Source organism: Rhodococcus sp. ARP2, assembly GCF_001029585.1.
GTDB lineage: Bacteria > Actinomycetota > Actinomycetes > Mycobacteriales > Mycobacteriaceae > Rhodococcus_F > Rhodococcus_F erythropolis.
In genome coordinates this window covers 25194-50173 of sequence record NZ_LEKE01000042.1, presented here as the reverse complement: position 1 = coordinate 50173, position 24980 = coordinate 25194, and the positions used below count along the sequence as shown (strand labels likewise).

General features: G+C 63.2%; 25 protein-coding genes. 9 read left to right on the top strand and 16 right to left on the bottom strand.

Annotation, left to right across the window (positions count from 1 at the left end):
• Positions 1 to 3 precede the first annotated feature (3 nt).
• Positions 4 to 666, top strand: coding sequence for a DedA family protein (locus tag ABX74_RS09325; protein ID WP_019749448.1), 663 nt, complete (start codon positions 4 to 6; stop codon positions 664 to 666).
• A gap of 11 nt (positions 667 to 677) precedes the next feature.
• Here ABX74_RS09325 and ABX74_RS09320 read toward each other — a convergent pair whose 3' ends face one another.
• Both ABX74_RS09320 and ABX74_RS09315 read right to left on the bottom strand, forming a co-directional pair.
• On the bottom strand, positions 678 to 1805 hold the full coding sequence (locus ABX74_RS09320; RefSeq protein ID WP_047888713.1) for a GTP-binding protein: 1128 nt from the start codon (positions 1803 to 1805) through the stop codon (positions 678 to 680).
• Between the two features lie 44 nt (positions 1806 to 1849).
• A complete protein-coding gene (locus ABX74_RS09315) occupies positions 1850 to 3202 on the bottom strand; it encodes an LLM class flavin-dependent oxidoreductase (RefSeq protein WP_047888712.1) in 1353 nt (450 codons plus the stop codon).
• Between the two features lie 91 nt (positions 3203 to 3293).
• Here ABX74_RS09315 and ABX74_RS09310 point away from each other — a divergent pair, with 91 nt between their 5' ends.
• Positions 3294 to 4292, top strand: a complete 999-nt coding sequence (locus ABX74_RS09310; protein WP_223257869.1) for a GNAT family N-acetyltransferase — start codon at positions 3294 to 3296, stop codon at positions 4290 to 4292.
• Here ABX74_RS09310 and ABX74_RS09305 read toward each other — a convergent pair.
• The 5 genes from ABX74_RS09305 to ABX74_RS09285 all read right to left on the bottom strand — a co-directional run bounded on the left by ABX74_RS09305 (position 4255) and on the right by ABX74_RS09285 (position 8294).
• Complete coding sequence (locus ABX74_RS09305; RefSeq protein WP_020968806.1) at positions 4255 to 4962, bottom strand: alpha/beta fold hydrolase; 708 nt, start codon at positions 4960 to 4962, stop codon at positions 4255 to 4257. The two genes, ABX74_RS09310 and ABX74_RS09305, sit on opposite strands and share 38 nt — an antisense overlap.
• An 11-nt stretch (positions 4963 to 4973) precedes the next feature.
• On the bottom strand, positions 4974 to 6095 hold the full coding sequence (locus tag ABX74_RS09300; RefSeq protein WP_019749443.1) for a glycoside hydrolase family 76 protein: 1122 nt from the start codon (positions 6093 to 6095) through the stop codon (positions 4974 to 4976).
• 57 nt (positions 6096 to 6152) lie between these two features.
• On the bottom strand, positions 6153 to 6845 hold the full coding sequence (locus tag ABX74_RS09295) for a TrmH family RNA methyltransferase (RefSeq protein WP_020906640.1): 693 nt from the start codon (positions 6843 to 6845) through the stop codon (positions 6153 to 6155).
• Entirely contained in the window at positions 6845 to 7444 is a 600-nt protein-coding gene (locus ABX74_RS09290) for a DUF6636 domain-containing protein (RefSeq protein WP_020968805.1), read from the bottom strand. The genes ABX74_RS09295 and ABX74_RS09290 overlap by 1 nt, the downstream gene beginning before the upstream one ends.
• A gap of 67 nt (positions 7445 to 7511) precedes the next feature.
• Positions 7512 to 8294, bottom strand: a complete 783-nt coding sequence (locus ABX74_RS09285; RefSeq protein WP_020968804.1) for an SDR family oxidoreductase — start codon at positions 8292 to 8294, stop codon at positions 7512 to 7514.
• Positions 8295 to 8328: 34 nt separating this feature from the next.
• Here ABX74_RS09285 and ABX74_RS09280 point away from each other — a divergent pair, with 34 nt between their 5' ends.
• On the top strand, positions 8329 to 8772 hold the full coding sequence (locus ABX74_RS09280) for a hypothetical protein (RefSeq protein WP_020906637.1): 444 nt from the start codon (positions 8329 to 8331) through the stop codon (positions 8770 to 8772).
• A gap of 4 nt (positions 8773 to 8776) precedes the next feature.
• Here ABX74_RS09280 and ABX74_RS09275 read toward each other — a convergent pair whose 3' ends face one another.
• Positions 8777 to 9490, bottom strand: a complete 714-nt coding sequence (locus ABX74_RS09275) for a lysoplasmalogenase (protein WP_021343244.1) — start codon at positions 9488 to 9490, stop codon at positions 8777 to 8779.
• 49 nt (positions 9491 to 9539) lie between these two features.
• Entirely contained in the window at positions 9540 to 10220 is a 681-nt protein-coding gene (locus tag ABX74_RS09270) for a lysophospholipid acyltransferase family protein (RefSeq protein ID WP_019749437.1), read from the bottom strand.
• A 64-nt stretch (positions 10221 to 10284) separates the two neighbouring features.
• Here ABX74_RS09270 and ABX74_RS09265 point away from each other — a divergent pair, with 64 nt between their 5' ends.
• The 3 genes from ABX74_RS09265 to ABX74_RS09255 are packed head-to-tail and all read left to right on the top strand — an operon-like array spanning position 10285 to position 12605.
• Positions 10285 to 10848, top strand: a complete 564-nt coding sequence (locus ABX74_RS09265; protein WP_019749436.1) for a TetR/AcrR family transcriptional regulator — start codon at positions 10285 to 10287, stop codon at positions 10846 to 10848.
• A gap of 33 nt (positions 10849 to 10881) precedes the next feature.
• Positions 10882 to 11325, top strand: coding sequence for a MarR family winged helix-turn-helix transcriptional regulator (locus ABX74_RS09260; protein WP_047888710.1), 444 nt, complete (start codon positions 10882 to 10884; stop codon positions 11323 to 11325).
• A gap of 23 nt (positions 11326 to 11348) precedes the next feature.
• A complete protein-coding gene (locus ABX74_RS09255; protein ID WP_020906634.1) occupies positions 11349 to 12605 on the top strand; it encodes an MFS transporter in 1257 nt (418 codons plus the stop codon).
• Positions 12606 to 12656: 51 nt separating this feature from the next.
• On the opposite strand, the gene pyrE is transcribed toward ABX74_RS09255, so the two are convergent.
• From pyrE to clpB, 5 genes are all read right to left on the bottom strand, one after another.
• Positions 12657 to 13190: an orotate phosphoribosyltransferase gene (gene pyrE, locus ABX74_RS09250; protein WP_019749433.1), complete on the bottom strand. Its 534-nt coding sequence runs from the start codon at positions 13188 to 13190 to the stop codon at positions 12657 to 12659.
• Positions 13191 to 13264: 74 nt separating this feature from the next.
• Complete coding sequence (locus ABX74_RS09245) at positions 13265 to 14065, bottom strand: SDR family NAD(P)-dependent oxidoreductase (protein ID WP_024487417.1); 801 nt, start codon at positions 14063 to 14065, stop codon at positions 13265 to 13267.
• A gap of 46 nt (positions 14066 to 14111) precedes the next feature.
• The gene (locus ABX74_RS09240) at positions 14112 to 14999 is read right to left on the bottom strand and encodes a hypothetical protein (protein ID WP_020968800.1); all 888 of its coding nucleotides are present in this window, start codon (positions 14997 to 14999) and stop codon (positions 14112 to 14114) included.
• An 86-nt stretch (positions 15000 to 15085) separates the two neighbouring features.
• Positions 15086 to 16057 carry a hypothetical protein gene (locus ABX74_RS09235; protein ID WP_047888709.1) on the bottom strand — a complete coding sequence of 324 codons (972 nt, stop codon included), beginning with the start codon at positions 16055 to 16057 and terminating at the stop codon, positions 15086 to 15088.
• 158 nt (positions 16058 to 16215) lie between these two features.
• Positions 16216 to 18768 (bottom strand): ATP-dependent chaperone ClpB, encoded by a 2553-nt coding sequence (gene clpB, locus ABX74_RS09230; protein WP_047888708.1) that lies wholly within the window; start codon positions 18766 to 18768, stop codon positions 16216 to 16218.
• 200 nt (positions 18769 to 18968) lie between these two features.
• On the opposite strand from clpB, the gene ABX74_RS09225 reads away from it, so the two are divergent.
• Both ABX74_RS09225 and ABX74_RS09220 read left to right on the top strand, forming a co-directional pair.
• On the top strand, positions 18969 to 20147 hold the full coding sequence (locus ABX74_RS09225) for an FAD-binding oxidoreductase (protein WP_020968799.1): 1179 nt from the start codon (positions 18969 to 18971) through the stop codon (positions 20145 to 20147).
• Between the two features lie 16 nt (positions 20148 to 20163).
• The gene (locus tag ABX74_RS09220) at positions 20164 to 20910 is read left to right on the top strand and encodes an FAD-binding oxidoreductase (RefSeq protein WP_047888707.1); all 747 of its coding nucleotides are present in this window, start codon (positions 20164 to 20166) and stop codon (positions 20908 to 20910) included.
• A gap of 3 nt (positions 20911 to 20913) precedes the next feature.
• Here the strand turns inward: ABX74_RS09220 and ABX74_RS09215 are convergent, their stop codons facing one another.
• Positions 20914 to 22074 carry a globin domain-containing protein gene (locus ABX74_RS09215; protein WP_047888744.1) on the bottom strand — a complete coding sequence of 387 codons (1161 nt, stop codon included), beginning with the start codon at positions 22072 to 22074 and terminating at the stop codon, positions 20914 to 20916.
• A 235-nt stretch (positions 22075 to 22309) separates the two neighbouring features.
• Between ABX74_RS09215 and ABX74_RS09210 the strand changes: the two genes are divergently transcribed.
• Positions 22310 to 23497, top strand: coding sequence for a nitric oxide synthase oxygenase (locus ABX74_RS09210; protein WP_020906627.1), 1188 nt, complete (start codon positions 22310 to 22312; stop codon positions 23495 to 23497).
• A gap of 6 nt (positions 23498 to 23503) precedes the next feature.
• Here the strand turns inward: ABX74_RS09210 and ABX74_RS09205 are convergent, their stop codons facing one another.
• Positions 23504 to 24889, bottom strand: coding sequence for a CitMHS family transporter (locus tag ABX74_RS09205; protein ID WP_003944372.1), 1386 nt, complete (start codon positions 24887 to 24889; stop codon positions 23504 to 23506).
• Positions 24890 to 24980 lie beyond the last annotated feature (91 nt).

The window sequence follows — 24980 nt, the reverse complement described above, 5'->3', positions numbered from 1 at the left end:
ACGATGACGCTCGCATCCGGCAGTTTCTCCCCACTCGAGACTGCCGGGCCCCTGTTGGTCTGGATCATCGTCGTCACGTTCGTCTTCATCGAGTGCGCGATCATCCTCGGGTTGTTTCTCCCCGGTGACTCGCTGCTGATCACAGCCGGAATCGTGCTTGCCGGTCACGAATCCGGTGCAGGCCACGTGTGGGCGCTGTCGGTGGGCGCGATGATCGCTGCCATTGCCGGCAACCAGGTCGGTTACGTCATCGGCCACCGGACGGGCAACCACATCAAAGCCCGTAAGGGCGGCAAGTACTTCACCGAGAAGAATCTGCACCGCGTCAACATCCTGTTGGAGAGACACGGGTTCTGGGCCGTCCTGATCGCCCGCTGGGTTCCGTGGGTTCGCACCCTGTGCCCGATGGTCGCAGGCGCAGCCAAGATGAACCACACGCGCTACACCATCGCGAGCACCATCGGCGCGATCATCTGGGCACCGGTACTCCTGCTGCTCGGTTTCTACGGTGGCTCGTTCCTCGATCGCGTTCCGTGGTTGCTGCCCGCCGTGCTGATCGTGATGATGGTCAGCTTGGTCATCGGCACCGCGTTGGGAATTTGGCAGTACCGCAAGGAAATGGCCCGACCGGCCGAAGACGTCGAGGTAGAAGAAGTCCTCGACTAGAAGCTGTCTGCTCAGTGCAGGTGGCTCTGGTCCCACGCCGGAAGCGGGTCCTCGTAGCGAGTCCAGGCCCGCGGTCCTTCGCGTAGTTCGTCATCGGTCAGCAGAGCCGGATCGAGGATTCGCGACGGCGTCGCCGGGTCGAGTTTCACTCCGATGAACACGATCTCCTGCCCTGGCACCTCCGCGGCCGACGCCCACAGTTGCGCCGGTTCGATGACGAGGTTGGGGCCTGCCTGCGACCAGATAGCGGCGAACTCGGGCCGACTGGCGATCCAGCAGAAGCCTTTGCTTCGCAAGAGTCCCGCGAACTGACCGAGCGCAGCCTCGAGTCGCGCCGGATGAAAGGGTCGCGAGGCTCGATACGTGACGCTGCGTATTCCGTATTCCTCGGTTTCCGGGGTGTGCCCGCCGGCCAGTTCCTCGTCCCAACCGGGTACTTGCGCAGCCAGTTCCGGGTTGTAGAGACCGGTTTCGAGGACGCGATCGAGGGTGACTTTTCCGTGGTCGGTCCGAATCAGCTGAGCAGTGGGGTTGAGCCTTCGAAGCGTCGCCTCGACGGTTCCCGCCGCCCGCGGACTCACCAAGTCGGTTTTGTTCAGCAAGATGACGTCGGCGAACTCCACCTGATCAACCAGGAGATCGGAGATGCTGCGTCCGTCCCCCTCCCCGGCTTCGAGGTTGCGCTCGTCCAGTCGCTCGCCTTTTGCCAGTTCGCCGAGAAAAGTCGACGCGTCCACCACGGTCACCATGGTGTCGAGCTTCGCGAGCGAGCCGAGGCTGAAGCCGTCCTCGAATTCCCAGTCGAAGGTGGCCGCCACCGGCATCGGTTCGGAGATGCCGGTGGATTCGATCACCAACTGATCGAACCGCCCCTCGCGGGCCAGCGCGCCGACGGCGTCGATCAGATCCTCGCGCAGCGTGCAGCAGATGCATCCGTTGGTCAGCTCGACCAACTTCTCCTCCGTGCGATCGAGGTGGCCCTGGCCCGCGACGAGGGCCGCGTCGATGTTGATCTCGCTCATGTCGTTGACGATGACGGCGACCCGACGGCCGTCTCGATTGGCGAGGATGTGGTTGAGGAGTGTGGTCTTGCCTGCGCCCAGAAATCCGGACAGCACGGTTACCGGTAGCTGCTTCATTCCTTAATGGTAACCATTGTCATTATCGACAACGGGAGGCGGGCCTACTGCACTGCAGACGCACTACCCGAGAACTGGCTCTCGGGCCTCGGCAACCCGAAATGATCACGAAGCGTTGTACCCGTGTATTCGGTGCGGAACAGACCGCGATCCTGCAGGATCGGGACCACACGCTCGGTGAAGATTTCGAGTCCACCCGGGTAGTACGGCGGCATGACGTTGAATCCGTCAGCAGCACCGCTGGTGAACCATTCCTCGATCGTGTCAGCCACCTGCTCGGCGGTTCCGGCGAACACCCGGTGTCCGCGCGCACCCGCCAAACGATGAAGCAGTCCCCGAACCGTCGGACGCTCACGCTCGACTATGCCGGCGATCACCTGCAATCTGCTTTGCTTGTTGTCGGTGACATCACCTGCCGCCGCGAACAATTCGACAGGAACCGGTGCATCCAGTTCCAGATTCCGAACATCGGTCCCGGTGAGTGCACCGAGTTGCGCGAGCCCGTACTCCGGCGAAGTCAACTCGTTGAATTCTCGCTCGAGCGCCTTGGCTTGTTCCTCGGTGTCACCGATGAACGGGCTGATTCCCGGCAGAATCTTGACATGATCGGGGTTGCGCCCGAACTGAGCAGCCCTCGACTTGATGTCGGTGTAGAACGCCTGCGCATCGGAAAGTCTCTGGTGCGCTGTGAAAATCGCCTCCGCATACTGACCGGCAAACGCGCGACCGTCGTTGGACGCCCCGGCCTGCACCAGCACCGGGTATCCCTGCGGCGTTCGCGGTGCGTTGAACGGCCCCCGCACCCGAAGATGCCGGCCGACGTAGTTGATCTCGTGAATCTTGTTTCTGTCCGCGTAGATTCCGTTCTCCCGGTCCAGACTGATCGCGTCGTCCTCCCAGCTGTCCCACAACCGCACCACCGCGTCGACGAATTCCCTTGCACGCGAATACCGGTCGCCGTGGTCCGGATGCTTGGCCAGCCCGAAGTTGGCGGCAGCCAGATCCGTACCCGTGGTGACGATGTTCCACCCAGCGCGTCCGTTCGAGATGTGGTCGAGTGAGGCGAACAGCCGAGCCAGGTTGTACGGCTCGTAGTACGTGGTCGACGCCGTCGCGATCAATCCGATCCGCTCGGTTGCCACTGCAATGGCCGTCAACAAGGTGATCGGCTCCAACGTCCCTGCGGGACCGTGCTCGACGTCGCTGCGCAACGCGGGACCGTCGGCGAAGAAGATTCCGTCGAACTTCGCCGCCTCAGCAGTGCGAGCGATCTCCTGGAAATACGTGACGTCGAACAGACGTTCCGGTGATGTCCACGGATGACGCCACGCCGCTTCGTGATGACCGGCGGGGTGGATGAACGCGTTGAGGCTCAGTTGGCGCGGAGAATCAGACATGCCTGAATGCTGGCAACTGCCGCCGCAGTCCGACAGGGTTAGGGTTCGCGTGATTCCAACTCGGGGTTGGCAGCTCGGTATCGTCACATGGGTGAGCCGCGTAGTTGTAGCCGAGTTCGTACCGTCCGGATCGACAGCATCGGTTCTTCACCAGTGCTGTGAGGTCTTCGCCGAAGGCCAGCGTCACCTGTCCGGAACTGCGCCGACAGCGACGGCGCTGATGGAAATGATCGAGGCCGAGGACGGTTCGGCCGATGTATGGCGTTGGATCGCACGCGACGGCGGAACGGACGAGGTCCTCGGTATCGCCCAGGCGCGACGCAACTCGGCGGAACCTGATCTCGCAGAGTTTCGGATGTACGTGACACCCCACGCGCAGCGACGAGGGGTAGGACGAGCGCTTGCCGAACTCGCCGAAGTCGACATCGCCGGGTTCGGCGTGCGAAGAATCAGAGTGACGGCGCTCGTCGGAAGCGCAGCCGAGCATTTCCTGGGATCGTTCGACGGCCACCGTGTGTTGCTTCGGTTGGCCAACCAGGTTCAGCACCTCAGCCCTCCCACCGCACACAGCGCCCGCCCCGGCTATCGAATCGTCAGTTGGCGCAACCGAACCCCGGACGAGCTGGTCCACTCCTTCTCGGAGGCATTGAACCGACTCCTCGACGCGCCGGGCACCGAACTGCAGATGCCCGAACGTAATTGGGGAGCCGACGAGGTCAGATCGTGGGAACAGAAGATGACGGGTGGCTCTCAAGTACTCCTGGTGTGCTGCGCGGTCGACGACAGCGTCGGCGAAGTAGCCGCAGCGACAGTGGTGACGGTGGACGAACATGACAGCACCCACGCATCACAGCACGACACCGTGGTACTTCCCCAGCACCGCGGACACGGTCTCGCTCGGTGGGTCAAGGAGCAACAAGCGTCTGTGTTGGCAGCTGAATTTCCCTCGCTGCAAAAGATTTACACAACGGTGAACGCGGAAAACCACCCGATGCTGACCGTCAATCGGAGCCTGGGATACCAGACCGTTGCGGAGCGGATCCTGGTGGAGATCAGGAGAGTCGAGAGTGCGTCGCACAAGCCTCGGTGACGATCTTCCTCCACAGGAGCGGGTGAGACTGCCAGAAGTTGTGCGCGACACCGTCGACGACCTCGAAACTACCGTTAGGCACGAGCTCGGCCAGTTGCTGCAACGGCCACGACGGGCGAATATCGTCGGCCGCCGCGAGAAATGTCATGGGCACGGGTGAATCGGCCAACTGCCGAAACAGCTGTGGTTCATGGATCCATTCGATGAACGATTCTTGAAGCGATTGCCAGACAACAGGTTCCCAAGGTATCTGCGGGTCCGGCTCGATTCCCGCTTCGTACTGCTTCGACCAGGTCCGGTCCTTGTGGAGGCCGTGCCCCGCGATGCCGACGACGCCGGACACCGATTCCGGACAGTCGAGTGCGTACCGCACCGCCAAGTCGGATCCCCACGAGTGCCCCAGCACGACCCAGCTGTCGATCTCGAACGTGCGTCGGACGAGTTCGAGGTCCGCAACCGCCTGCGCCATCGTATGAGCGCCGCCACCGGACCGGCCGACTCCGCGTGGCTCAGGGCACCACGCGCGCATTCCTTCCGGAACCAGCTCGTCGTGAGCAAGATAGTGAACGCATCCCGGGCCGCCGGAGAGAACCAGAACGTCCGCCCCTGCCCCACCGACATCGATGTGAAGACGTACGCCGTCCGTGTCGACCACGTGCCGGGATTCCATGAGGGAAAAGCCTAACGCTTACGCGGGTATCCAGCCGCCGAGACGACAAATGCCGCCTCCATGAGCATCCACCCACCTACCTGCACCGAGAGGTCTCGCTCGGGCACGCTCGACGAGCGCACCGTTCCGGCGGCGAAGGTGGCGATGTCGCCGGACAGACTCGGCAACTGAGCATCCTTGGTCCAGTCGTGCCCGAACAGCGGCAGACCTTCGATCTGCAGTCTGTTGTTCCAGGCCGCTTCCGCGGAGGACAGAACGATCTGCGCTGCGAGTTCGCGCGCTCGCAGGTCCTCGTGAGTCTCCCAGGACAAGTTCACCACCACGAACGCGAGGTAGCGAGCCAGGATTGCGTTGAACAGTCCGCCGTCGCCTCCGCCACCGCCCGTGATGACTCCGTACTCGGTCATTCCGTCGTACACCGCGTCGACGAGTTTGTGGACTCGCTCGCGGTGGCGCGGTTCGCCCAATCGCGTCGACAACTCGGTTTCCAACCCCAGCGTGACGCCCTGACAGTACGAATAGATCGCGCGCTCGAGGGTGCCGTCGCGGCGGATACCGTCGAAGATCAGTCCGGAGTCCGGATCCCGCAGCGTCTCGTCGATCCAGTCGGCCGTTGCCTGCGCGCGCCAGAGTTTTCCGGTGCGCGCCAGCATGATTCCGGCGGGTCCGTTTGCCGGGGTGTTGTAGAAATCGGAACCTTTGCACCACGGAATACCGCCGCCGTCGGCCGGGGACCACGAATCGAAGAGTTGCGATTCGAGCGCCTGGACCGCGGTCCGGTGATCGACCGAGAACATACGTTGAGCACGTTCGAGCGAGAGGCCCAGCCACGCCATGTCGTCGTAATAGTTGTTGGTCCACGCCGAGACGTTGCGGACCCGCACACTGCGGGCAACCTTCGCCACCCGGCGACGACGCTTGGGCGTCGGGTCACGTTCGAGCGCGTCGATTGCAGTGTCGAGCAGGTGTGCTTGCCACCAGTAGTGCCACGGCTTGAACATCCGCTCGCGCCGAACAGCGGGCCAGGCAACCACGCCGAGTGCTGTCCGGGGCAGTCCCCACAGGCGCCGAAGGTGACGACTGACTATCGCGCCCTCAGCCGCATCGGCTCGCTCTGCCCACACTTCCTGCATAACTACCTATCCTGTCTGGTCGAGGCGCTACGCGCTAGCCGGAATTCGCGAGCGAGATCAGCGGGAATCGGCGAGATCGGCATGCTCACGTACCCACGCGTGCATCGCAATGCCGGCCGCGACACCGGCGTTGATGCTGCGAGTCGACCCGAATTGTGCGATCGAGACCGTCATGGACGCAACCTCTTTCGCATGTTCGGTCACTCCGGGCCCTTCTTGACCGAACAGCAGGATGCACTCTCGCGGCAGGCTTGCCGTTTCCAGCGGCACCGACCCCGGGGTGTTGTCGACGGCAACGATCGTGAGTGAATTCTCACGGGCGTACTCGACGAGCTCGCTGATGTCGGCGTGGTGAACGATGTGTTGGTATCGATCGGTCACCATGGCGCCCCGCCGATTCCAGCGCCGACGCCCCACGATGTGGACCGCGGCCGCAGCAAACGCGTTTGCCGTGCGGACCACCGTGCCGATATTGGCGTCGTGCGCGAAGTTTTCGATGGCGACATGCATCGTGTGACGGCGCGAGTCGATGTCCTCGACTATCGCTTCCCGCGTCCAGTACCGGTACTCGTCCAAGACGTTTCGACGATCACCCTCGGCGAGGAGTACGGGGTCGTAGCGCTCGTCTGTCGGCGGTTCCGTGTCGTGCCCCTCGGCCCACGGCCCGACGCCGTTGGGGTTCTCGCCCCACTCGGTGGGTCCCGGTTCACCGGCCCCACCGGAGACGTCGTCGGCTGCGACTTCGGTCATCAGTACACCTCGTTGGAATCTGCAGCCACCGTGAAGCCGTGCGTGGTCTGATCGTTGACACACGAGACGTCTGTCGCGGTGGTCGTACAGGTGAAACCCAGTTTGCTCAGCGGTTGACCGGCCGCCAACACCGGATCGGCGTCGGGACCGCCCGAGGTGTACACCTCTCCGCCCGAACACATGAAAGCACCCTCACCCTCGTCGGTGACGCGAATACCGTTGCCCCAGTTGACCATGCAGCTCTCCGGCCGCGGCGGAACCGGAGTGGTCGTTCCCTCGCACCCGGCTTCGATTCTGGTGGGCAACTTGATGATGCCGCACTGGAAGTTCCCGTCGGGAGTGGTGAAGTAGTACGACTCGTTGCGCTCGAACTGCACGTCCGTGAGCGTCGTCGTCGGTGGCAGCGTCGTGGTCGGTGGTTCGGTGGTCGTGGGGACGACGGGCGCGACGGTGGTGGTTGTCGTCGGCACTGCGGTAGTGGTGGTCGAACTTGGCTGCGCCGCTACGGTCGGCGCTGAATCCGCCTCCCCGCCGCACCCTGCGAGCACGAGCGCCGACCCGACGCCCAACAAGACGAACCCCACCCGAACACGAACCACCCGACTACCTCCACACACGTCATCTTGGCCCAGCAACAGCCGACAGTGCACTCTATCGTGTGGTCGACTAAGTGCTGGTGACGCGCTTGTTCATCAGCCGTGAGAGCCACGCGGGCGAGAACCGCGACGCACTGAGAAAGAGCTTCGCCTGCGTTCCGACCGGGTAGTGAACCTTGTGTACGCGTCCGGCGCCGCGTGTGGCCGCCCACAGTTCCTTCGCGACGTCGGTGGCAGTCAGCTTGATACCCAACGATCTGGTGGCTCCGGTGTCCATTCCAGTGACCATCGCGGTCTGGACGAACAACGGCCAGAGCGCGAGAACACGGATGTCGTGCTGTGCCCATTCCAGATCGAGCGCCTCGGTCAGGCCGCGGATCGCGAACTTGGTTGCACCATACGTCGCCAGTTCGGGCTGGCCGTAGATCGCCGAAGCGGAGCACAGATTGACCACCTGAGCGCCGACGGTATCGCGGAGGTACGGGAAAGCCGTGTGCGTGCCGTTGAGGGTGCCGGTGATGTTGATGTCGACCATTCGGCGATGCGCCGCAAGAGAAATATCCTCGAACCGTCCCGAGGAGAGCACGCCCGCATTGTTGATCAGGATGTCCAGACGCCCGGACTCCCCGGCAAAATCGGCCAGACACTGCGCCCATCCGGCAGGATCGGTGACATCCAGGACACCCGTCACGACGCTCCCACCGAAACCGTCGATCGCGGCCTTCAAGGAGGCAAGGCCGGCGTCGTCGATGTCGAACGCGCCGACGCGGTATCCGTTGCGCGCGAACAACAGCGACGTCTCCCGCCCGATTCCAGCCGCAGCACCGGTGATGAAGACGTTCGGTTCGCTCATCCGGTCAGGCTATCCTGGATATGGAGGAAATCTGATGAATCACCGTCGCGTCGTACACACCGTATGTTTCATCGCGGTGGGATATCTGATCGTGCTCGCGGTGTGGCTCGGATGGCTGGTCGAGCACACCCCACCTGGCACTCTGCCCTATCAGATCGGCGGGCTACTCGCTGCTTTCGGCTCCGTACTCGGATTCGGAATGGCCTGGGCCAATCGCCCGACCCGCGCCGAGCGCAAGCTCGAAAAGCACGGCCTCGAAGGGTGGGCACGAATCGACAAGGTCACACCCCTGCGCCGAACCGTCGACGGCGAATTGGCCAAGCTCGCACTCCGCCTCACGGTTCCAGGTTCCGATTCGTACTCGGGCCGGATCGAGTACGAGATCCGACCCGAGTTCAAAGACAAGATCACTCCCGGATCCACGGTCACCGTCATGGTGGACCCGAAGAACCGAGACCGAATCATGCTGTGCCCGTGAAAAACTAGACGCTCTTCTTGCGTCCCAGCGCCAACATGCCCTCCACCAGCATCAGTTGCGCTCCCGCGTACGACGCCAGGATCACACCCTCGGCAGCGGCGCGGCCGGCGGTCCCGCGGATGAACAGTCGACGCACCACGATCAGCCCGTCGGACGCGGTGAAGAGCACTCCGCCCAATCCGAGCCAGGAGCGTCGATCCTTGTTCGGGACGACAACGTCGAGCACGGCCTTGGACTGCGGTGCCAGAGCGGGGTCCGCCGACAACGTCGAGGTGGTTCCCAACATCAATCCGTATCCGGTGAGCGGCGTCGACACGCTCGGTGCCTTGGCACGGAGCAGACCGGACGCCGTCGACCAACCGCTGATGCGGGGTTTGAGGGCAGCACGGGTCGGCCGTGCCCCGCGGCGCAGGAGAAGAGCCGAGTAACTGGCCTGCATCACCGCGAACGAGGACGCGCCCTTGATCAGACGAGCATCGTTGTCCGGGTCGATCATGAACACGTCGCCGACGGTCGCAGCGGCGAGGCCGGCGAGAAGCAGTGCGGTATCGGCTGTTTCCGTCTCCGAGCGCTTGCGCAGCACTCGGGCCGCCAAGGCAGGTGCAATCAGCGGCTTCGCGATCTGCTGAACCCGCTCGTTACCGACCACTGCCCCGACCACCGTCGCTGCCGTCGCCGCCGCAAAAACTGCGTGCTCGATGCCCCACTTGCCCGCCATCACAATCCTCCTGTTGGTTACACGTCCAACAGCGACCGTACTGGGTCACTCAGGCAGCATCGCCGGATTTGACGTCCGCGCCGTAGACATCGACGTATTCCTGCCCCGACTGGTCACAGAGCACTGACATCAATTCGTCCGTCGCCGCGCGCACGACGGCCTGGTAGCCACGAAGTTCGCGGTACCGAGAGAAGTCGATCGGCTCCCCTACCGTGATCCGGACCTTGCTGAAGCGCCACATCCGCGTACCCGGCGGGTTGACTGCGTCGCCGCCGTGCACGACGACGGGAATGACCGGCGCCCCGGTTTCCAAGGCGACACGAATCGCTCCGGTCTTTCCCTTGTACAGGCATCCGTCGGGCGATCGCGTTCCCTCGGGATAGATCCCCCAGACGCCGCCTTTGTCGAGAATTCCGATGGCCGTGTCCAATGCCGCACGGGAGGCATCGGCGCCACTACGGTCGATCGGCACCTGACCCGCCCCACCGAAGAACCAGCGCTGCATCGCGCCCTTCACACCGGTCCCCGTGAAATATTCACTCTTCGCGACGAAGGTGATGCGCCGGCGCACCATGAGGACCAGGAAGAACGAGTCGACGACTGCCCGATGGTTTCCGGCGAGAATCACCGGCCCTTTCTTGGGGATGTGGTGCTGCCCCTCGATCGTCGGCCGCCCGAACAGCCAGAGGACCGGGCCGATCAGAACGTATTTGAACAGCCAATAGAGCACAGGGCATCACCTTTTTCCGTCTAGTAGACAGTGTCTACGTCCAGAATAATAGACACTGTCTTCCATGACTGTCAGCAGCCTTCGCGAAACACTCGTCGCCACCGGCGTCGAGATTCTCGATGCCGACGGCGCCACAGAACTGACGCTACGGGAGATCGCGCGTCGGGCGGGCGTGTCGCACGGCGCCCCGCGGAGATACTTTCCGACCCACAACAGCCTGCTTGCCGCAATTGCCTCGCACGGCCTGCGCGATCTCACCGAAAGACTCCAACCGGCACTTGTCGGCAAACAACCCGCTCGTAGCCGATTGATCTCGGCAGCAATCGAATACGTGTCATTCGCCCAGGAGCGGCCGGCGATGTTCGAGTTGATATTTCGCCACGACCTCCTCGAAGCCGCCGGCAGCAACCTCCGAGAGTCGTCACTCCCGCTCTTCGCCGCCCTGCAAGCCTTGACCGAAGAGGCCGACGCGTCCGATCCCACCACTTCTGCGGTGAACATCTGGACCGGAACCCACGGCATCGCAGTGCTGGCGGCAAATCGAAGCCTCGCGCTCGTTGCACCCGGCCTCGACATCGCGGCACTGGTCACCACAAGTGTGACGGACCACCTTTTACGGACTCGTTGATTTACATAGTTACCCTATGCAATAATATTTTTCGTGACAGATGAAGAGCAGCAACTGCACGAACTACTCGTCAACCTCGTGAGCAACACGCACCGCTTCGCGAAGCTGGCAGGTTCTTTCGCGTCCGATCAGTACCCACGCGCCTGGCTGCGCGCGCTCTCACTCCTCGAGGAATACGGCGAAATGCGGATCAGCGATTTCGCTCGACTCGACAGAAGCTCGCAGCCCTCTGCCACTGCCCTACTGCGCAAACTCGGCGAGAACGGTTACGTCGAACGCCGCGCCGACCCGGAGGACGCCCGCGCAGTGCGCGTCGCCATGACCGCGAAGGGTCGAAAGATCCTGAACGACGGCCGAAACGAGATCGCCGACGCTCTAGTCCCCCACTTCGTCGAACTCGGGCCCGAGCAGATCAAGAAACTGGCCGACGGATTGGCCGAATTGCGGTCCATCATCAAGACTTCCGACCCCAGCTGAAATACCCACCACTGAAAAAGGAGGTGGCCGTGAGCAACACGACCGCGACATCAACGCACCAGAACGAGGCTCCGCCGAGCCTCCTGAAACAACCGAAAGCGGTGTGGGCGGTAGCCTTTGCCAGCGTCATCGCCTTCATGGGCATCGGATTGGTCGATCCGATCCTCAAGCCGATCGGCGAACAACTCGACGCCACACCGTCGCAGGTTTCGCTCCTGTTCACCAGCTACATGCTCGTCACCGGCGTGGCCATGCTCATCACCGGTGTGGTGTCCAGCCGCATCGGCGCCAAGAAAACACTTCTTGTAGGCCTTGCCATCATCATCGTGTTCGCCTCTCTGGCAGGCGCTTCCAGCACCATCGGCCAGATCGTCGGATTCCGTGCCGGCTGGGGACTGGGCAATGCACTCTTCATCGCAACGGCATTGGCGGCCATCGTCGGCGCGGCCAGCGGCGGCGTCGCACGGGCGATCATCCTCTACGAGGCTGCACTGGGGATCGGTATCGCGGTCGGACCGCTGGTCGGCGGCGTTCTCGGTGACATCAGCTGGCGCGCACCGTTCTTCGGCGTCGCAGCCCTGATGGCGGTTGCTTTCATTCTCATCGTCGTGATGCTTCCGAGCGCACCCAAGCCCGAACACCACACGTCCATCGCTGCGCCCTTCCAGGCGCTGCGACACCGCGGGCTACTCACCGTTGCCATCACCGCGCTGCTCTACAACTACGGATTCTTCACGCTGCTCGCGTACACACCGTTCCCCCTCGACATGGGGGCGTACCCGATCGGATTCATCTTCTTCGGCTGGGGCCTGATGCTGGCGATCTCGTCGGTTTTCCTCGCTCCTCGCCTGCAACGACGCTTCGGCACACTACCGATGATGATGCTGGCGCTGACACTGTTCGCACTCGACCTCGGCATGATGGCGCTCTTCACCGAGAACAAGATCGTCTTGATCGTGGGTGTCGTCCTCGCCGGGTTGTTCCTCGGTGTGAACAACACACTCATCACCGAAACCGTCATGATCTCGGCTCCCGTGGAACGGTCGACCGCCTCGGCTGCTTACAGCTTCGTTCGATTCGTCGGCGGCGCCGCAGCTCCGTGGGTAGCCGGCAAGCTCGGCGAGTCCAACGTCCACATGCCGTTCTGGGTCGGCGCGGTGCTCACCCTCGCCGCCGTGTTCGTCCTGTCGAGCGGACGCAAGGTCCTCGCTCACGTCGACGACCACGATCCCGCGCCGCACAGCGTCGACGAAGCACTCGCCGTCACCGTCGGCGACTGACCCCTGTGAGTGGTTGAGGAGTGCAGGGAGTCCTTAACCACTCACGGGGCGTCAGCTCAGGTTCAGATCTTCCAGGCCCAGCAGCGATCGGTACTCGACGCCCTCGGCACCGATAATCGCGTCCGCACCCGTCGCGCGATCGACGACGGTAGCGACTCCGACCACTGTGGCCCCTGCCTCGCGCAGAGCCTTCACTGCTGTCAACGGAGAATTGCCCGTCGTGGTCGTGTCCTCGACAACCAGGACACGCTTGCCCACGATGTCCGGGCCCTCGATCTGACGCTGCATCCCATGAGCCTTCGCAGCCTTGCGAACGACAAACGCGTCGATCGGGCGTCCGGGAGCGTGCATCACCGCCATCGCAACCGGATCGGCGCCCATCGTCAAACCTCCGACGGCGTCGAAATCCCAGTCCGCGACCAGTTCACGCAGCAGCGAGCCGATCAGCGGCGCCGCCTTGTGGTGAAGTGTCGCGCGGCGAAGGTCGACGTAGTAGTCGGCTTCCTTGCCCGAAGACAGCGTCACCTTTCCGTGTACAACAGCCAATTCGCGCACCAGCGCAGCCAAATCCTCACGATCGCTCATGAGTGCTCAGCCTACCGACCACTGGCTTATGTTCGGCTTCTGCCTCTGGGCTACGTTCGACTGCTGCCTCTGGGCTACGTTCGCCCGCGGCCTCGTCCGACGATGTTGGTCAACCGGCGAACCAGCCCCTTGGGAACCAGACGCCCAGCCGTCGTGAGGACCTTGTACTGAATTCCCGGAATGCTGATGACCTTGTCGTCACCGAGATCCTTCATCGACGCCGCAACCACCTGGTCGACGCTCAACCACATCGGCTTGGGGATCGTGGACATCTCGATGCCCGCACGCTCGTGGAACTCGGTGCGGATGAAGCCCGGGCACAGCGCCTGAACGCGCACTCCCGTCCCGGCCAACCCGCCGGAAAGCCCTTCGGTGAACGAAATGACATAGGCCTTGCTTGCCGAATACGTCGAACCCCGTCCGGACAGCAGGCCCGCGACGCTCGCCACATTGACAATCGTTCCGTGCGCCGACGCGATCATGCTGGGCAGCGCCGCACGGGTCAGCCGCATCACGGCGGTGACGTTGACGTCGAGTTGAGACTGAAGAAGCGCCGGATCTGCAGTCCAGAACTCGCCGGAGGTACCGAATCCGGCGTTGTTCACCAACACCTCGACGCCCTTCTCCAGACGAAGCGCGACGTTATCGCGTCCAGCCTCCGATGCGAGATCGGCAACCAGAATCTCCGACTCGGTGCCGAACATCGTCTTCAACTCGGACGCGAGGTCGTGCAATCTGACCTCGTCACGTGCGACGAGAACCAGGTCGTATCCGAGGGAGGCGTATTTCTTGGCGAAACCGGCGCCGAGACCAGAGGTAGGTCCGGTCACCAGGGCAACGGGACGCACAGGGCGATCCGAGTGGGAAGTCGACATACCGGCCACGCTAGTGGTTATCGCGGCGGGACGGGAACCTTAAAGGTCAGTCGACCGGGCGTATTGTGCCCGAGCGCTGGGACGCCGGACGCTGAGCCGGCTTGTCAGCCGCCTCGGGCTTGCGCAGCGATTGATCCGGACGTGGCGCAGATTCCCGCGGTGCAGGCTCACGCGGTGCGGACTCACGCGGGGCAAATTCACGCGGCGGAGCTTCACGGGGCGGCTGCTCTTGACGCGAACGGGGCTGTTCTACCGGATCCGGAGTTGGGCGAGACTTCTCGGCGCCCGGCCGCGGGCGGCTCGGATCGTGATCGACCTCGAGTTCGTTGGGATCGGTGACGGGAGGCAGGACATGCAGAATGCCGGACAGGCGCGCAACCGACTCGATTGCAGCGTCCCAATCCCGGCCGTTACTGGTCACCGGAAGCGAACCGAGCGTCCACTGCCCTTCGCTCCACAGCATGCTGATCGACGGCGGAACCGATTCGGTGAACGCCACCATGCGCTGATCACAGACACGACGTGCGATCTCGAGATCGGTCGCGAAGACGACTCGTGAACCGATCGCACCCAGCAGGTTCAGGTCGCCGTCCTTGGGCGGAGCCGTCGATTTCAACCGAAGATCGATGTCGACGTCCGACCCGATCTCGCGGCGAACGGCGACGATGGTTGCGGTCTCTTCCAGGTCGAACAGCACGAACTGCTCTCCGCGACGACGGCCGCGGACGACGTCGGTGGCAGTGAGGTAGTCCTGCTTCGCCATGACCGCGCGATGCCATTCGCCTGCGAGCTGATCGTCAGTGGCCGTGTACGTGTATCCCTGCGCCTTGGCCCAGATCTGACGCACTCGCCCGGATTGATCTCGCCTCGTCCTGTCGACGTACAGGAGCGCACCCGCGCCTGCGAGTGCAATTGCTGCCAGTCCGAACCACATTCCAGTCATCACCCTCCAGGGTAGCGACTCGCGGCCTCAACCTCCCGCGACACCCTGGTGGACTCGCCTGATGTGTCGTGAACGACTCAGTTGCCGAACTTCGGCAACGACGTACTCAGAATCGTGTTGGCGGTCATCGTGCCGTTCTCCACCGGAGTTCCGTCGACGACGATGTTGTCTCCCGGTTGCAGATCGGCGATCGTGGCGCGGTTGAGCGCGATGAGGGTGGTGTCGGCTGTGGTCAGAACCGTCACCTGCGATCCACCGATCGAATCGATGACCAACGTGCCGCCGTCGTTCGACTTGACGGTGCCGACGGCTCCCCCGGCGTCGCCGATGACTTCGCCGAGCCCGCCCGGGAGCTGGCTGAGCGGGGAATCCGTCGTCGGAGTCGGCGCCGTGGTGCTGGCCTTCGGCGGTGTGGTGGTCGGCGCCTGCGTCGTGGTGGTCGGCGGAACGAAAGCGGTCTGGGTTCCCTTGTCGTTCGAACCGAACGCCGAGAACGCGACGATCGCGATCACGGCGACCAGGATCCCGACCACGCCGGCAGCCACCCACGTCGCGAGCTTGCGCTTCTTGCCGCCGCCCGACGACCCGTCTTCGATGAACGGCTGTTCCGGCGGAACTCCCCCGCCACCACCGGCAACCGGATACTGCTGTGTGTTTCCGTACTGCTGTGTATTCCCGTACTGATCCGGGTTCCCGTACTGCTGGGCCGTGTACGGCGGATATGCCTGCGTCGCACCCGGCGGCGGGGCCTGCGGATCGAACTGCGGGTTGTAGGCGGGGAAGGCCTGCGTGGGATTCGGCTGCTGTCCCTGCTGCCCCAAGTACTCCGTGTTCTGATCCGGGCCACCGTAGGGATACTGCTGCGCCCCCGGAAACTGCCCCGCCCCCGACTGCTGACCGAAGTACTCCGTCGGCTGGTTCGGATTCTGGCCGGACACCGTCCCGTACTGCTCTGTCGGCTGGTCGGGCGTACGCCCCCACACCTCGGTGGCCTCGGGATCCTCACGGCGCGGCCCACCCGAGTTACGCGGATCGTTCTGATCGGTCATGCCTGGCTCACCTTCGGTTGGGACGAAAGAGCGTCGAAGTCGTTCGGAGAGGCGCGGGTGCAGACATCCCCAGTTCGAGCATCCAGCCATCCAGGGTAGAACAAAATGCGAATGCCCCGCCGATCCACTTGGATCGACGGGGCATTCCACTTACCGAATCAGGACAGAACCAACTGATCCGCGTCCTCACTGACACCGACGTGCACGGTGTCGCCGTCCTGGACCTTGCCGGCCAGGAGCAGCTTGGCGAGCTGGTCGCCGATCGACTGCTGAACGAGTCGACGCAATGGCCGAGCGCCGTACAGCGGGTCGTAGCCGCGCACCGCGAGCCACATCCGAGCTGCACCGTTCACCTCGAGGGTGAGACGACGCGCAGCCAGACGCTTCTGCAACTGCTCGAGCTGGATGTCCACGATGTGTTCCAACTGCTCTTCGGAGAGCGAGTCGAAAACGACCACGTCGTCGAGACGATTGATGAACTCCGGCTTGAACGCGTGGCGTACCGCGTCCATGACCTGCTCCCGCGTGCCACCGGATCCCAGGTTGGAGGTCAGGATCAGGATGGTGTTGCGGAAGTCCACCGTGCGGCCTTGACCGTCGGTGAGACGGCCTTCGTCGAGCACTGCAAGCAGGACGTCGAACACGTCGGGGTGTGCCTTCTCGACCTCGTCGAAGAGGACCACCGAGTACGGGCGTCGCCGAACTGCTTCGGTGAGCTGGCCGCCGGCTTCGTAGCCGACGTAGCCCGGAGGGGCACCGACGAGTCGGGCCACCGAGTGCTTCTCACCGTATTCGCTCATGTCGATACGGATCATCGCGCGCTCGTCGTCGAAGAGGAAGTCCGCCAAGGCTTTGGCGAGCTCCGTCTTACCGACGCCGGTCGGGCCGAGGAACAGGAAGGAACCGGTGGGCCGATTGGGGTCGGCGACACCTGCTCGGGCGCGGCGAACCGCATCCGAGACGGCGACGACGGCGTCGGTCTGGCCGACGACGCGCTTGCCGAGTTCGGACTCCATGCGGAGCAGTTTCTCGGTCTCGCCTTCCATCATCCGGCCGGCCGGAATGCCGGTCCAGGCTGCGACCACGTCTGCGACGTCGTCCGGCCCGACCTCTTCCTTGAGCATCACGTCACCGTCGGAGGCGGCTCCGGAAGCGACTGCTGCCTCTTCCAGTTCCTTCTCCAGCGCCGGGATGCGGCCGTAGCGCAACTCGGCTGCCTTGCCCAGATCGCCGTCACGCTCAGCGCGCTCGGACTCTCCTCGCAGGGTTTCGAGCTGTTCCTTCATCACGCGCACCGAGTCGATGGCCTGCTTTTCGTTCTGCCAGCGGGTGCTGAGCTGATTGAGCTTTTCGCGGTCGTCGGCGAGTTCCTGACGCAGCTTCTCGAGCCGAGCCTTGGACGCGTCGTCTGTCTCCTTCTCGAGTGCCACTTCTTCGATTTCGAGTCGGCGAACAGTGCGTTCCACCTCGTCGATCTCGACGGGTCGCGAGTCGATCTCCATACGAAGTCGCGATGCGGCTTCGTCCACGAGGTCGATGGCCTTGTCCGGCAGGAACCGCGAGGTGATGTACCGGTCCGACAGCGCGGCAGCAGCCACCAACGCGGAGTCGGTGATGCGTACGCCGTGGTGAACCTCGTAGCGCTCCTTGAGACCGCGCAGGATGCCGATGGTGTCCTCGACCGAGGGCTCACCGACGAGCACCTGCTGGAAACGACGCTCGAGTGCTGCATCCTTCTCGATGTACTTGCGGTACTCCTCGAGCGTGGTGGCACCGACCAGCCGCAGCTCACCGCGGGCGAGCATCGGCTTGATCATGTTGCCTGCGTCCATCGCGGATTCACCGGTGGCTCCGGCGCCGACGATGGTGTGCAACTCGTCGATGAAGGTGATGACCTGTCCGGCACTGTTCTTGATGTCGTCGAGAACTGCCTTGAGGCGTTCCTCGAATTCACCGCGGAACTTGGCACCGGCGACCATGGACCCGAGGTCCAGGGACACGACGGTCTTGCCTCGAAGCGATTCCGGGACGTCACCCGCGACGATGCGTTGGGCAAGGCCCTCCACAATCGCGGTCTTGCCGACGCCGGGCTCACCGATGAGTACCGGGTTGTTCTTGGTACGACGCGAGAGCACCTGCACGACACGGCGAATCTCGGTGTCGCGACCGATTACCGGATCGAGCTTGCCGCTACGTGCAGCTTCGGTGAGGTCGGTGGAGTACTTTTCCAGCGCTTGGTAGGTGCCTTCGGGCTCCGGGCTGGTGACGCGAGCGCTGCCGCGGACGGTGGTGAAGGCTTCACGCAATGCGTCCTGGGTAGCGCCATGACGTACGAGCAACTGCGCGACGTCGGAGTCGCCGCCGGCCAGTCCGTAGAGGACGTGCTCGGTGGAGACGTACTCGTCGTCCATCTCGGTGGCGAGGTGCTGAGCAGCAGTGAGTGCCGCGAGTCCCTCACGCCCGAGTTGCGGGGTGGAGCTTGCGCCGGTTGTCTTGGGCAGGCGATCGACGATTGCCTGTGCTTCACGGTGTACGACCGTGGGGTCGACGCCTACAGCTTTGAGTAGTGGGGCAGCGATGCCGTCGGTCTGGTCGAGCAATGCGACCAGCAGATGGGCAGGCCGGATATCGGGATTACCCGCCGACGACGCCGACTGCAGTGCAGCCGTCATCGCAGCCTGGGTCTTGGTTGTTGGTGTGAACGAGTCCACTTGTCACCTTTCTGGCGAAGTCGAACGGGAAGAGCCGCGACCGGTTGGTATTGCGACTGTGTCAATATGCTCAACGCGGACAAACTTGAGTCTATTCCGCTCAAGTTTGTTTTCGCCAGGCCGAGTTGGTTTCGTAGGTCACATTTTGAGCCGTACTAGAATTGTGGCGAGAGTTGCAGCTGGTGTGAAAGGGGGATGGATTGGATCCGACAGTGATCGCCCGTCTGCAATCCAGCCTCGATTCTCTGACCGACGACGAAGAGAGCCGTGCGCACTTCTCGGCAGTGTTCTACACCGGCCTCTTTGCGGAACATCCTCTGTACCGCTCATTGTTCCCGGCCGGGATGGAATCGCAGGGGCACCGTTTCTTCAGAGCGATCGAGTTCGTCGTCAAGAACCTTCCCCAGCATCGCCGGATCCGGAAGTTCCTCACCCAACTCGGCCGCGATCATCGCCGCTACGGCGTCGAGCGTGAGCACTACGAGGCTGCCGGTGTTGCACTCGAGCGCGCGGTTCGGTCGATGTACGGAACCAGCGCGCACAGTCGCTACAAGTGGACGCAGGAACTGGAGGACGCCTGGTCTCAGTTCACCGACCTCGTCGTGAGCACGATGGCCGACGGCGCCGAATCCGATACGACCCCGGCGCTCTGGGGCGCAACCGTGGTCAGCCACGAACGAGTCCTCGACGATCTGGCGATAGTGCGCCTCGAAGCCGACCCCCCCATTCCGTACGGGGCGGGACAGTACGTCGGCGTTCAGATTCCCCAGCGCCCGAAAATGTGGCGGTACTACTCACCGGCGATTCCGACCAACCCTTTCGGTCAGCTCGAGTTCCACATCCGCAAGGTGTCGGGAGGATGGGTCAGCCCCGCGATCGTCAGCGAGACCAACGTCGGTGACCGCTGGGTCATGTCCACTCCCCTCGGCGGTCTCGAGGTCGACTTCACCAGCGACCGTGACGTTCTCATGATCGGATCCGGCACCGGCATCGCCCCACTGCGGGCACAGGTGATGGAAATGTCCCAACGTGCGCACAATCCGCGCGTGCACCTGTTCGTCGGCGGCCGGTATCCGTGCGACCTCTACGACCTCGAAACGCTCTGGCACATCTCGCTCAGTAATCCGTGGTTGACCGTCGTACCGGTGTCCGAAGAACCCGAAAACCCTTGGTGGCACAACGGACCGGTGTTGGAGCCACCCTTCGGAATGCACAGCCGACTGATCGGACCGATCGGAAAAGTGGTCTCGCAGTTCGGCTCGTGGGCCGACCGTCAGGTGCAGATCTCGGGGTCACCGTCGATGATCAAGACCACCGTCTACGCCTTGCGTGCCGGCGGAACTCCGCTCGACCAGATCCGGCACGACCCGCTCTACTGACTACAGGAGAACTTTCATGGCCCAGCGAACCTGGTCGAGCACAGTCGTCGAACATCACCGTCTCCGTGAGGATCTGGCGGTTGTCCGCTTGGTCGGCGATGTCGTCCCCTTCCGCCCCGGCCAGTACGTCGATGTCAGCGTCCCGCAGAATTCGCGGTTGCTCCGCCGACTCTCCCCCGCCCTGCCTCCCTCACACGACGGGAAGTTGGAGTTTCACGTCAAGACGGTTCCCGGCGGTTGGGTCAGCGGTTCGATAGTCAAGGACACCCAACCCGGTGACGTCTGGCAGATCCTCGACCCGCGCGGCAGCCTGTCCGTCGACGAGAACGGCCCCACCGTCATCATGGTCGCGGGCGGAACCGGCTTGGCCCCACTCCGGTCGATCATTCTCGATCTGGCTCAGACCCCGAACCCGCCGCAGGTGTACCTCTTCTTCGGCGGCCGAACGCTTCGCGATCTCTATGCGGCGGACATGTTGTGGCTACTCGCCGATCAGTTTCCGTGGTTGCAGCCCATTCCCGTCGTCGAAGATCTCTCCGACGGCGGCCCGCCCGACGGGTGGTTCGACCGTTTGAACGTCGACATCGGATTCGGCGACGATCATCTCATCGAAGGCACGCTCGCCGACGTCGTCGCGTCGTACGGTGCGTTCACCGAACATCAGGTCTTGGTGTGCGGATCAGCGGCCATGGTTCGATCGACGCGTGATCGATTGATCGAGGCCGGAACGCCGGCCGAGGTCATTCAGTTCGATCCGTACTGACGGTCAGTACGTCGGATCATTGCGAACGGTGTCGACGTCGATGCCCACCGCGCGAAGCCTGAATTTGGTGCTGTTGACCATGGATTCGCTGCCGACGACCTGGATGTCGTAGCCCGCCCAGTCCCCGAACGAGGTCACGACCTTTCCGACCTTGCCGACGATGCGCCTTGCCATGCCGATCGGCGGCAGCGGTTCCGGCTCGGTGTGCCACCACGGATTCTCGTCTTCTTCCGAGACCGGGATGATCGTGAGCCACGGGTGCTTCTCGGCCAGCTTCCACAGATGCGGAAGGTCGTAGAGATCGCACGGATGCTGTCCGGAGTAGAACAGTTGGACCTTGCGAGTGTTGCCGCGTCGGATCAGTTCGAGGATCTGAGCGCGAAGAGGCGCGACACCTGTTCCCGACGCGATCATCAAAAGGTCCTTGGAGTTCTCCGGAATCCCCAGGGCGCCGATGGGCGAACCGACCACCCAGGTGTCACCGACAGCGGTTTGGTTCACCATGACCGGGCTGACCCACCCGCCGGTGACCTGACGAACGTGGAACTCGAGGACTCCAGTCCCGTCGTACGGCGTGGCCGGTGAGAGGTAGCGCCACATCCGCGGCCTCGCGGCGACCTGCACGCTGACGTACTGACCGGCGCGGTATTGCATAGTCTGGTCTAGTTGCAGCTTGACGACGGCGACGCCCTTGATGACCGGGCGGCATTCGATGACGGTGGCACTCCAGGCGGGCGGGCCGTCCTCCGCGTTGGCGGCGTCCATCATCGCTGCCGAGATGATCGCGAGCGCGTTGCGCCATGCGCTGTCGACCTCGTCTGTCCACATTTCGGCGCCACCGAAAGTCTCGAGTGCTTCGATCAGGGCATTGCCGACTGCCGTGTAATGCTCGTCCGTGACGCCGTACTTGCGGTGATCGCGGCCGAGCTGCGCGAGGTACTCGAGTATCGCGTCGGACTCGTCGAGGCGTTCGACGACGTGAGCGATAGCGCCGACAAGCCGGTCCCGCTGCACATCCATCGCTGCCGGAAAGAACTCCCGGGTTTCGGGCGATCGAGCGAACAGGATCGAATAGAAGGTACGGGCGAGCCGTTCCGGACCATCTTCTACCGCAGCGACGGATTTGAAGCTCGACCGGACCAGAGAGATTGCTTGCGAATCCACGCTCATCCTCGTCCCGACTAGACGCGGCAAGACCCGCCGCGGAATTTCGTCTGCAGCTTATGTCACAAATGTCTGACTCGTAAATCATTCTGGACAAGTGTCACAATGCGACCCCATTTCGCGGTGTGACCGTCCCTTTCTTATTCTTGCGTGCAAGATAAACAAGAGCTTCGACACTCTCAATCGCCGAGCTAACGTTCAGCGAAATCTCAACCAGCCAAACAGGAGTCGTGCCGTGGATTTTGTTCGACAGGACGAATTGCCCACCGATAGCGGGCTTACGTCCCAGATCGCCTCCACCACCCCGACGCTGACCGAGCTTCAACGTCGGGAACTCGAGTGCGTCGAATTTTTCGACTCTCCGGAACTGGGCCACCTCCCGACGTCTCGGCGGCGCGAGGCCTTGCGTGAGCTCCACCGGACCGGTACCTACACGCACACAGCGGAGGAATTGCTCGTTGGCGCCAAACTCGCCTGGCGAAACCACGCCAGGTGCGTCGGTCGCGCGCATTGGCGGACCCTCAAACTCATCGACGCGCGCGACGCCGTCACGGCTTCCGCTCTCGCAGAAGCGTGCTGGGAGCACCTGCGACTGTCGACCAACGGCGGCGCTCTGCAGTCCGTCGTGACGGTCGGGCCGCTTCCCCGCGAGGACGGCCAGGAGTACCGCATCCTCAGCCCGCAACTGATCCGCTACGCCGGCTACCGGCAACCGGACGGCACCATCCTGGGCGACCCGTGGCACGTCGATCTCACCGCTCAGGTCACCGCGATGGGATGGAAGGGCGCCGGTACGGCGTTCGACGTTCTCCCCGTGCTGATTTCGGTTCCCGACGAACCCCTGCAGTACTTCGACGTCCCGACCGACCTCGTTCTCGAGGTCGAGATCGAGCATCCCGAATACAGCTGGTTCGCTGATCTGGGGCTTAAATGGCATGCCGTTCCCGCGGTCTCGGACATGAACCTCGACATCGGCGGAATCGTTTATCCCTGCACCCCGTTCAGCGGTTGGTACGTCAGCACCGAGGTCGGTGCACGCAACTTCAGCGACACCGATCGCTACAACATGTTGCCGACCATCGGGGCGATGATGGAGCTCGACATGAGCCACGACCGCACGCTCTGGAAGGACCGTGCACTGGTCGAACTGAACCGTGCAGTTATCCACAGCTACCGCAAGGCCGGCGTCATCATGGTCGACCATCACACTGTCGCAAAGCAATTCATCGATCACATCGCGCGTGAGGACAAGGCCGGGCGCAAGTGCCCGACCGACTGGTCATGGGTGAACCCGCCCATGTCCAGCTCGCTCACGCCGACGTTCCACCGCCTGTACGACGAGCCCGATCTCGACATCCGGCCCAACTTCGTGACAAAAAAGAAGAAGGGCACCGACCAAGGCCGGTGCCCCTTCCACAACTGATCGCACTCAGAAGGGGATCTGCCCCAATCCGACACCGACCACGAGCATCGTGATCGAGATCAGGCCTGCTCGCCACAGGACCTTCTTGTGGTGATCCGCCAGAGAAACACCGGCGAGCGTGACCAGCAGCAGGATCGCCGGGACCAGCGGACTCTGCATGTGCACGGCCTGCCCGGTGATCGAAGCGCGCGCCATCTCCACCGGCTCGATGCCGTACTGGGCTGCCGTCTCGGACAGCACCGGCAGCACACCGAAGTAGAACGCGTCGTTGGTCATGAAGAACGTGAGCGGAATGCTCAGGACGCCCGTGATGACGGCCAGATGCGGGCCCATCGCGTCGGGAATGACCTGGAGCAGCCACTCTGCCATCGCCTCGACCATGCCGGTTCCCTGGAAAACGCCGGTCAGCACCGCTGCTGCCAGGACCATCGCGACAACGGAGACGATGCTCGACGAATGGCGTGCGATTGCTTCGCCCTGATCCTTGACCGCCGGGAAGTTGACCGCGAGAGCGATCGACGACGCAATCATGAACAGCACCGGGATGGGCAGGATGTCCATCACGAGCACGACGAGAAGGATCGTCGTCAGCGCGGCGTTGAACCAGAGCAGCTTCGGTCGCAAGGTGTCCCGCTTGGGGTCGAGGCCGTCGATGAATCGTCCGGTGTCGCCGCCGTCGTCTTCGGAGTCGTTCGAGCCGCCGGTGCCGGCGCTACCGGTGCTGGAACTTCCACCGTTTCCGACCTTTTCGAGGATGCGCTCAGAAGTCAGGACCAAAGTCCCGATCCTGCGACGCTCCATGATCCCGAGGTGAATCGCGAATCCGAGCACCATGATCAGGCCGACGATCAACGACGGCACCATCGGGACGAACACGTCGGAGGGCGAGAGTCCCAGCGCGCTAGCCGCCCGCACGGTCGGGCCACCCCACGGAATGATGTTCATCGTCGCGTTGGACAAGCCGGCGATCACCGTCAGTACAACGGGACTGACACCGAGTTTGAGGTAGAGCGGCAGCAGCGCGGAGGTCACGATGATGAAGGTCGTCGAACCGTCTCCGTCCAGCGAGACCACCATCGCGAGCACCGCGGTGCCGACCACGAGCCGCATCGGATCGTCTCGCACCATCCGCAAGATGAGTTTGACCAGCGGATCGAAGAGGCCGACGTCGATCATGATTCCGAAGAAGATGATCGCGAAGAACAACAGCGCCGCGGTGGGTGCGAGCGACTTGATGCCGTCGGTGATCATGTCGCCGATGCCGAGGCCCGCTCCGGCGAGTAGTCCGAAGGCCACCGGCACCAGGGTCAGTCCCACCACCGGGGTCGCGCGTTTGGTGAGGATCAGGAACATGAACACCGCAACCATGAGGAAGCCGAGTGTGACGAGCATGATGAACTCCTTTTGTGCTGAGTTGCCGAGAAAAACGGCACGGCAAATCGAGCCGGTGACCTTCGTGGAGGTGAAACGAAACTTCGGTTGT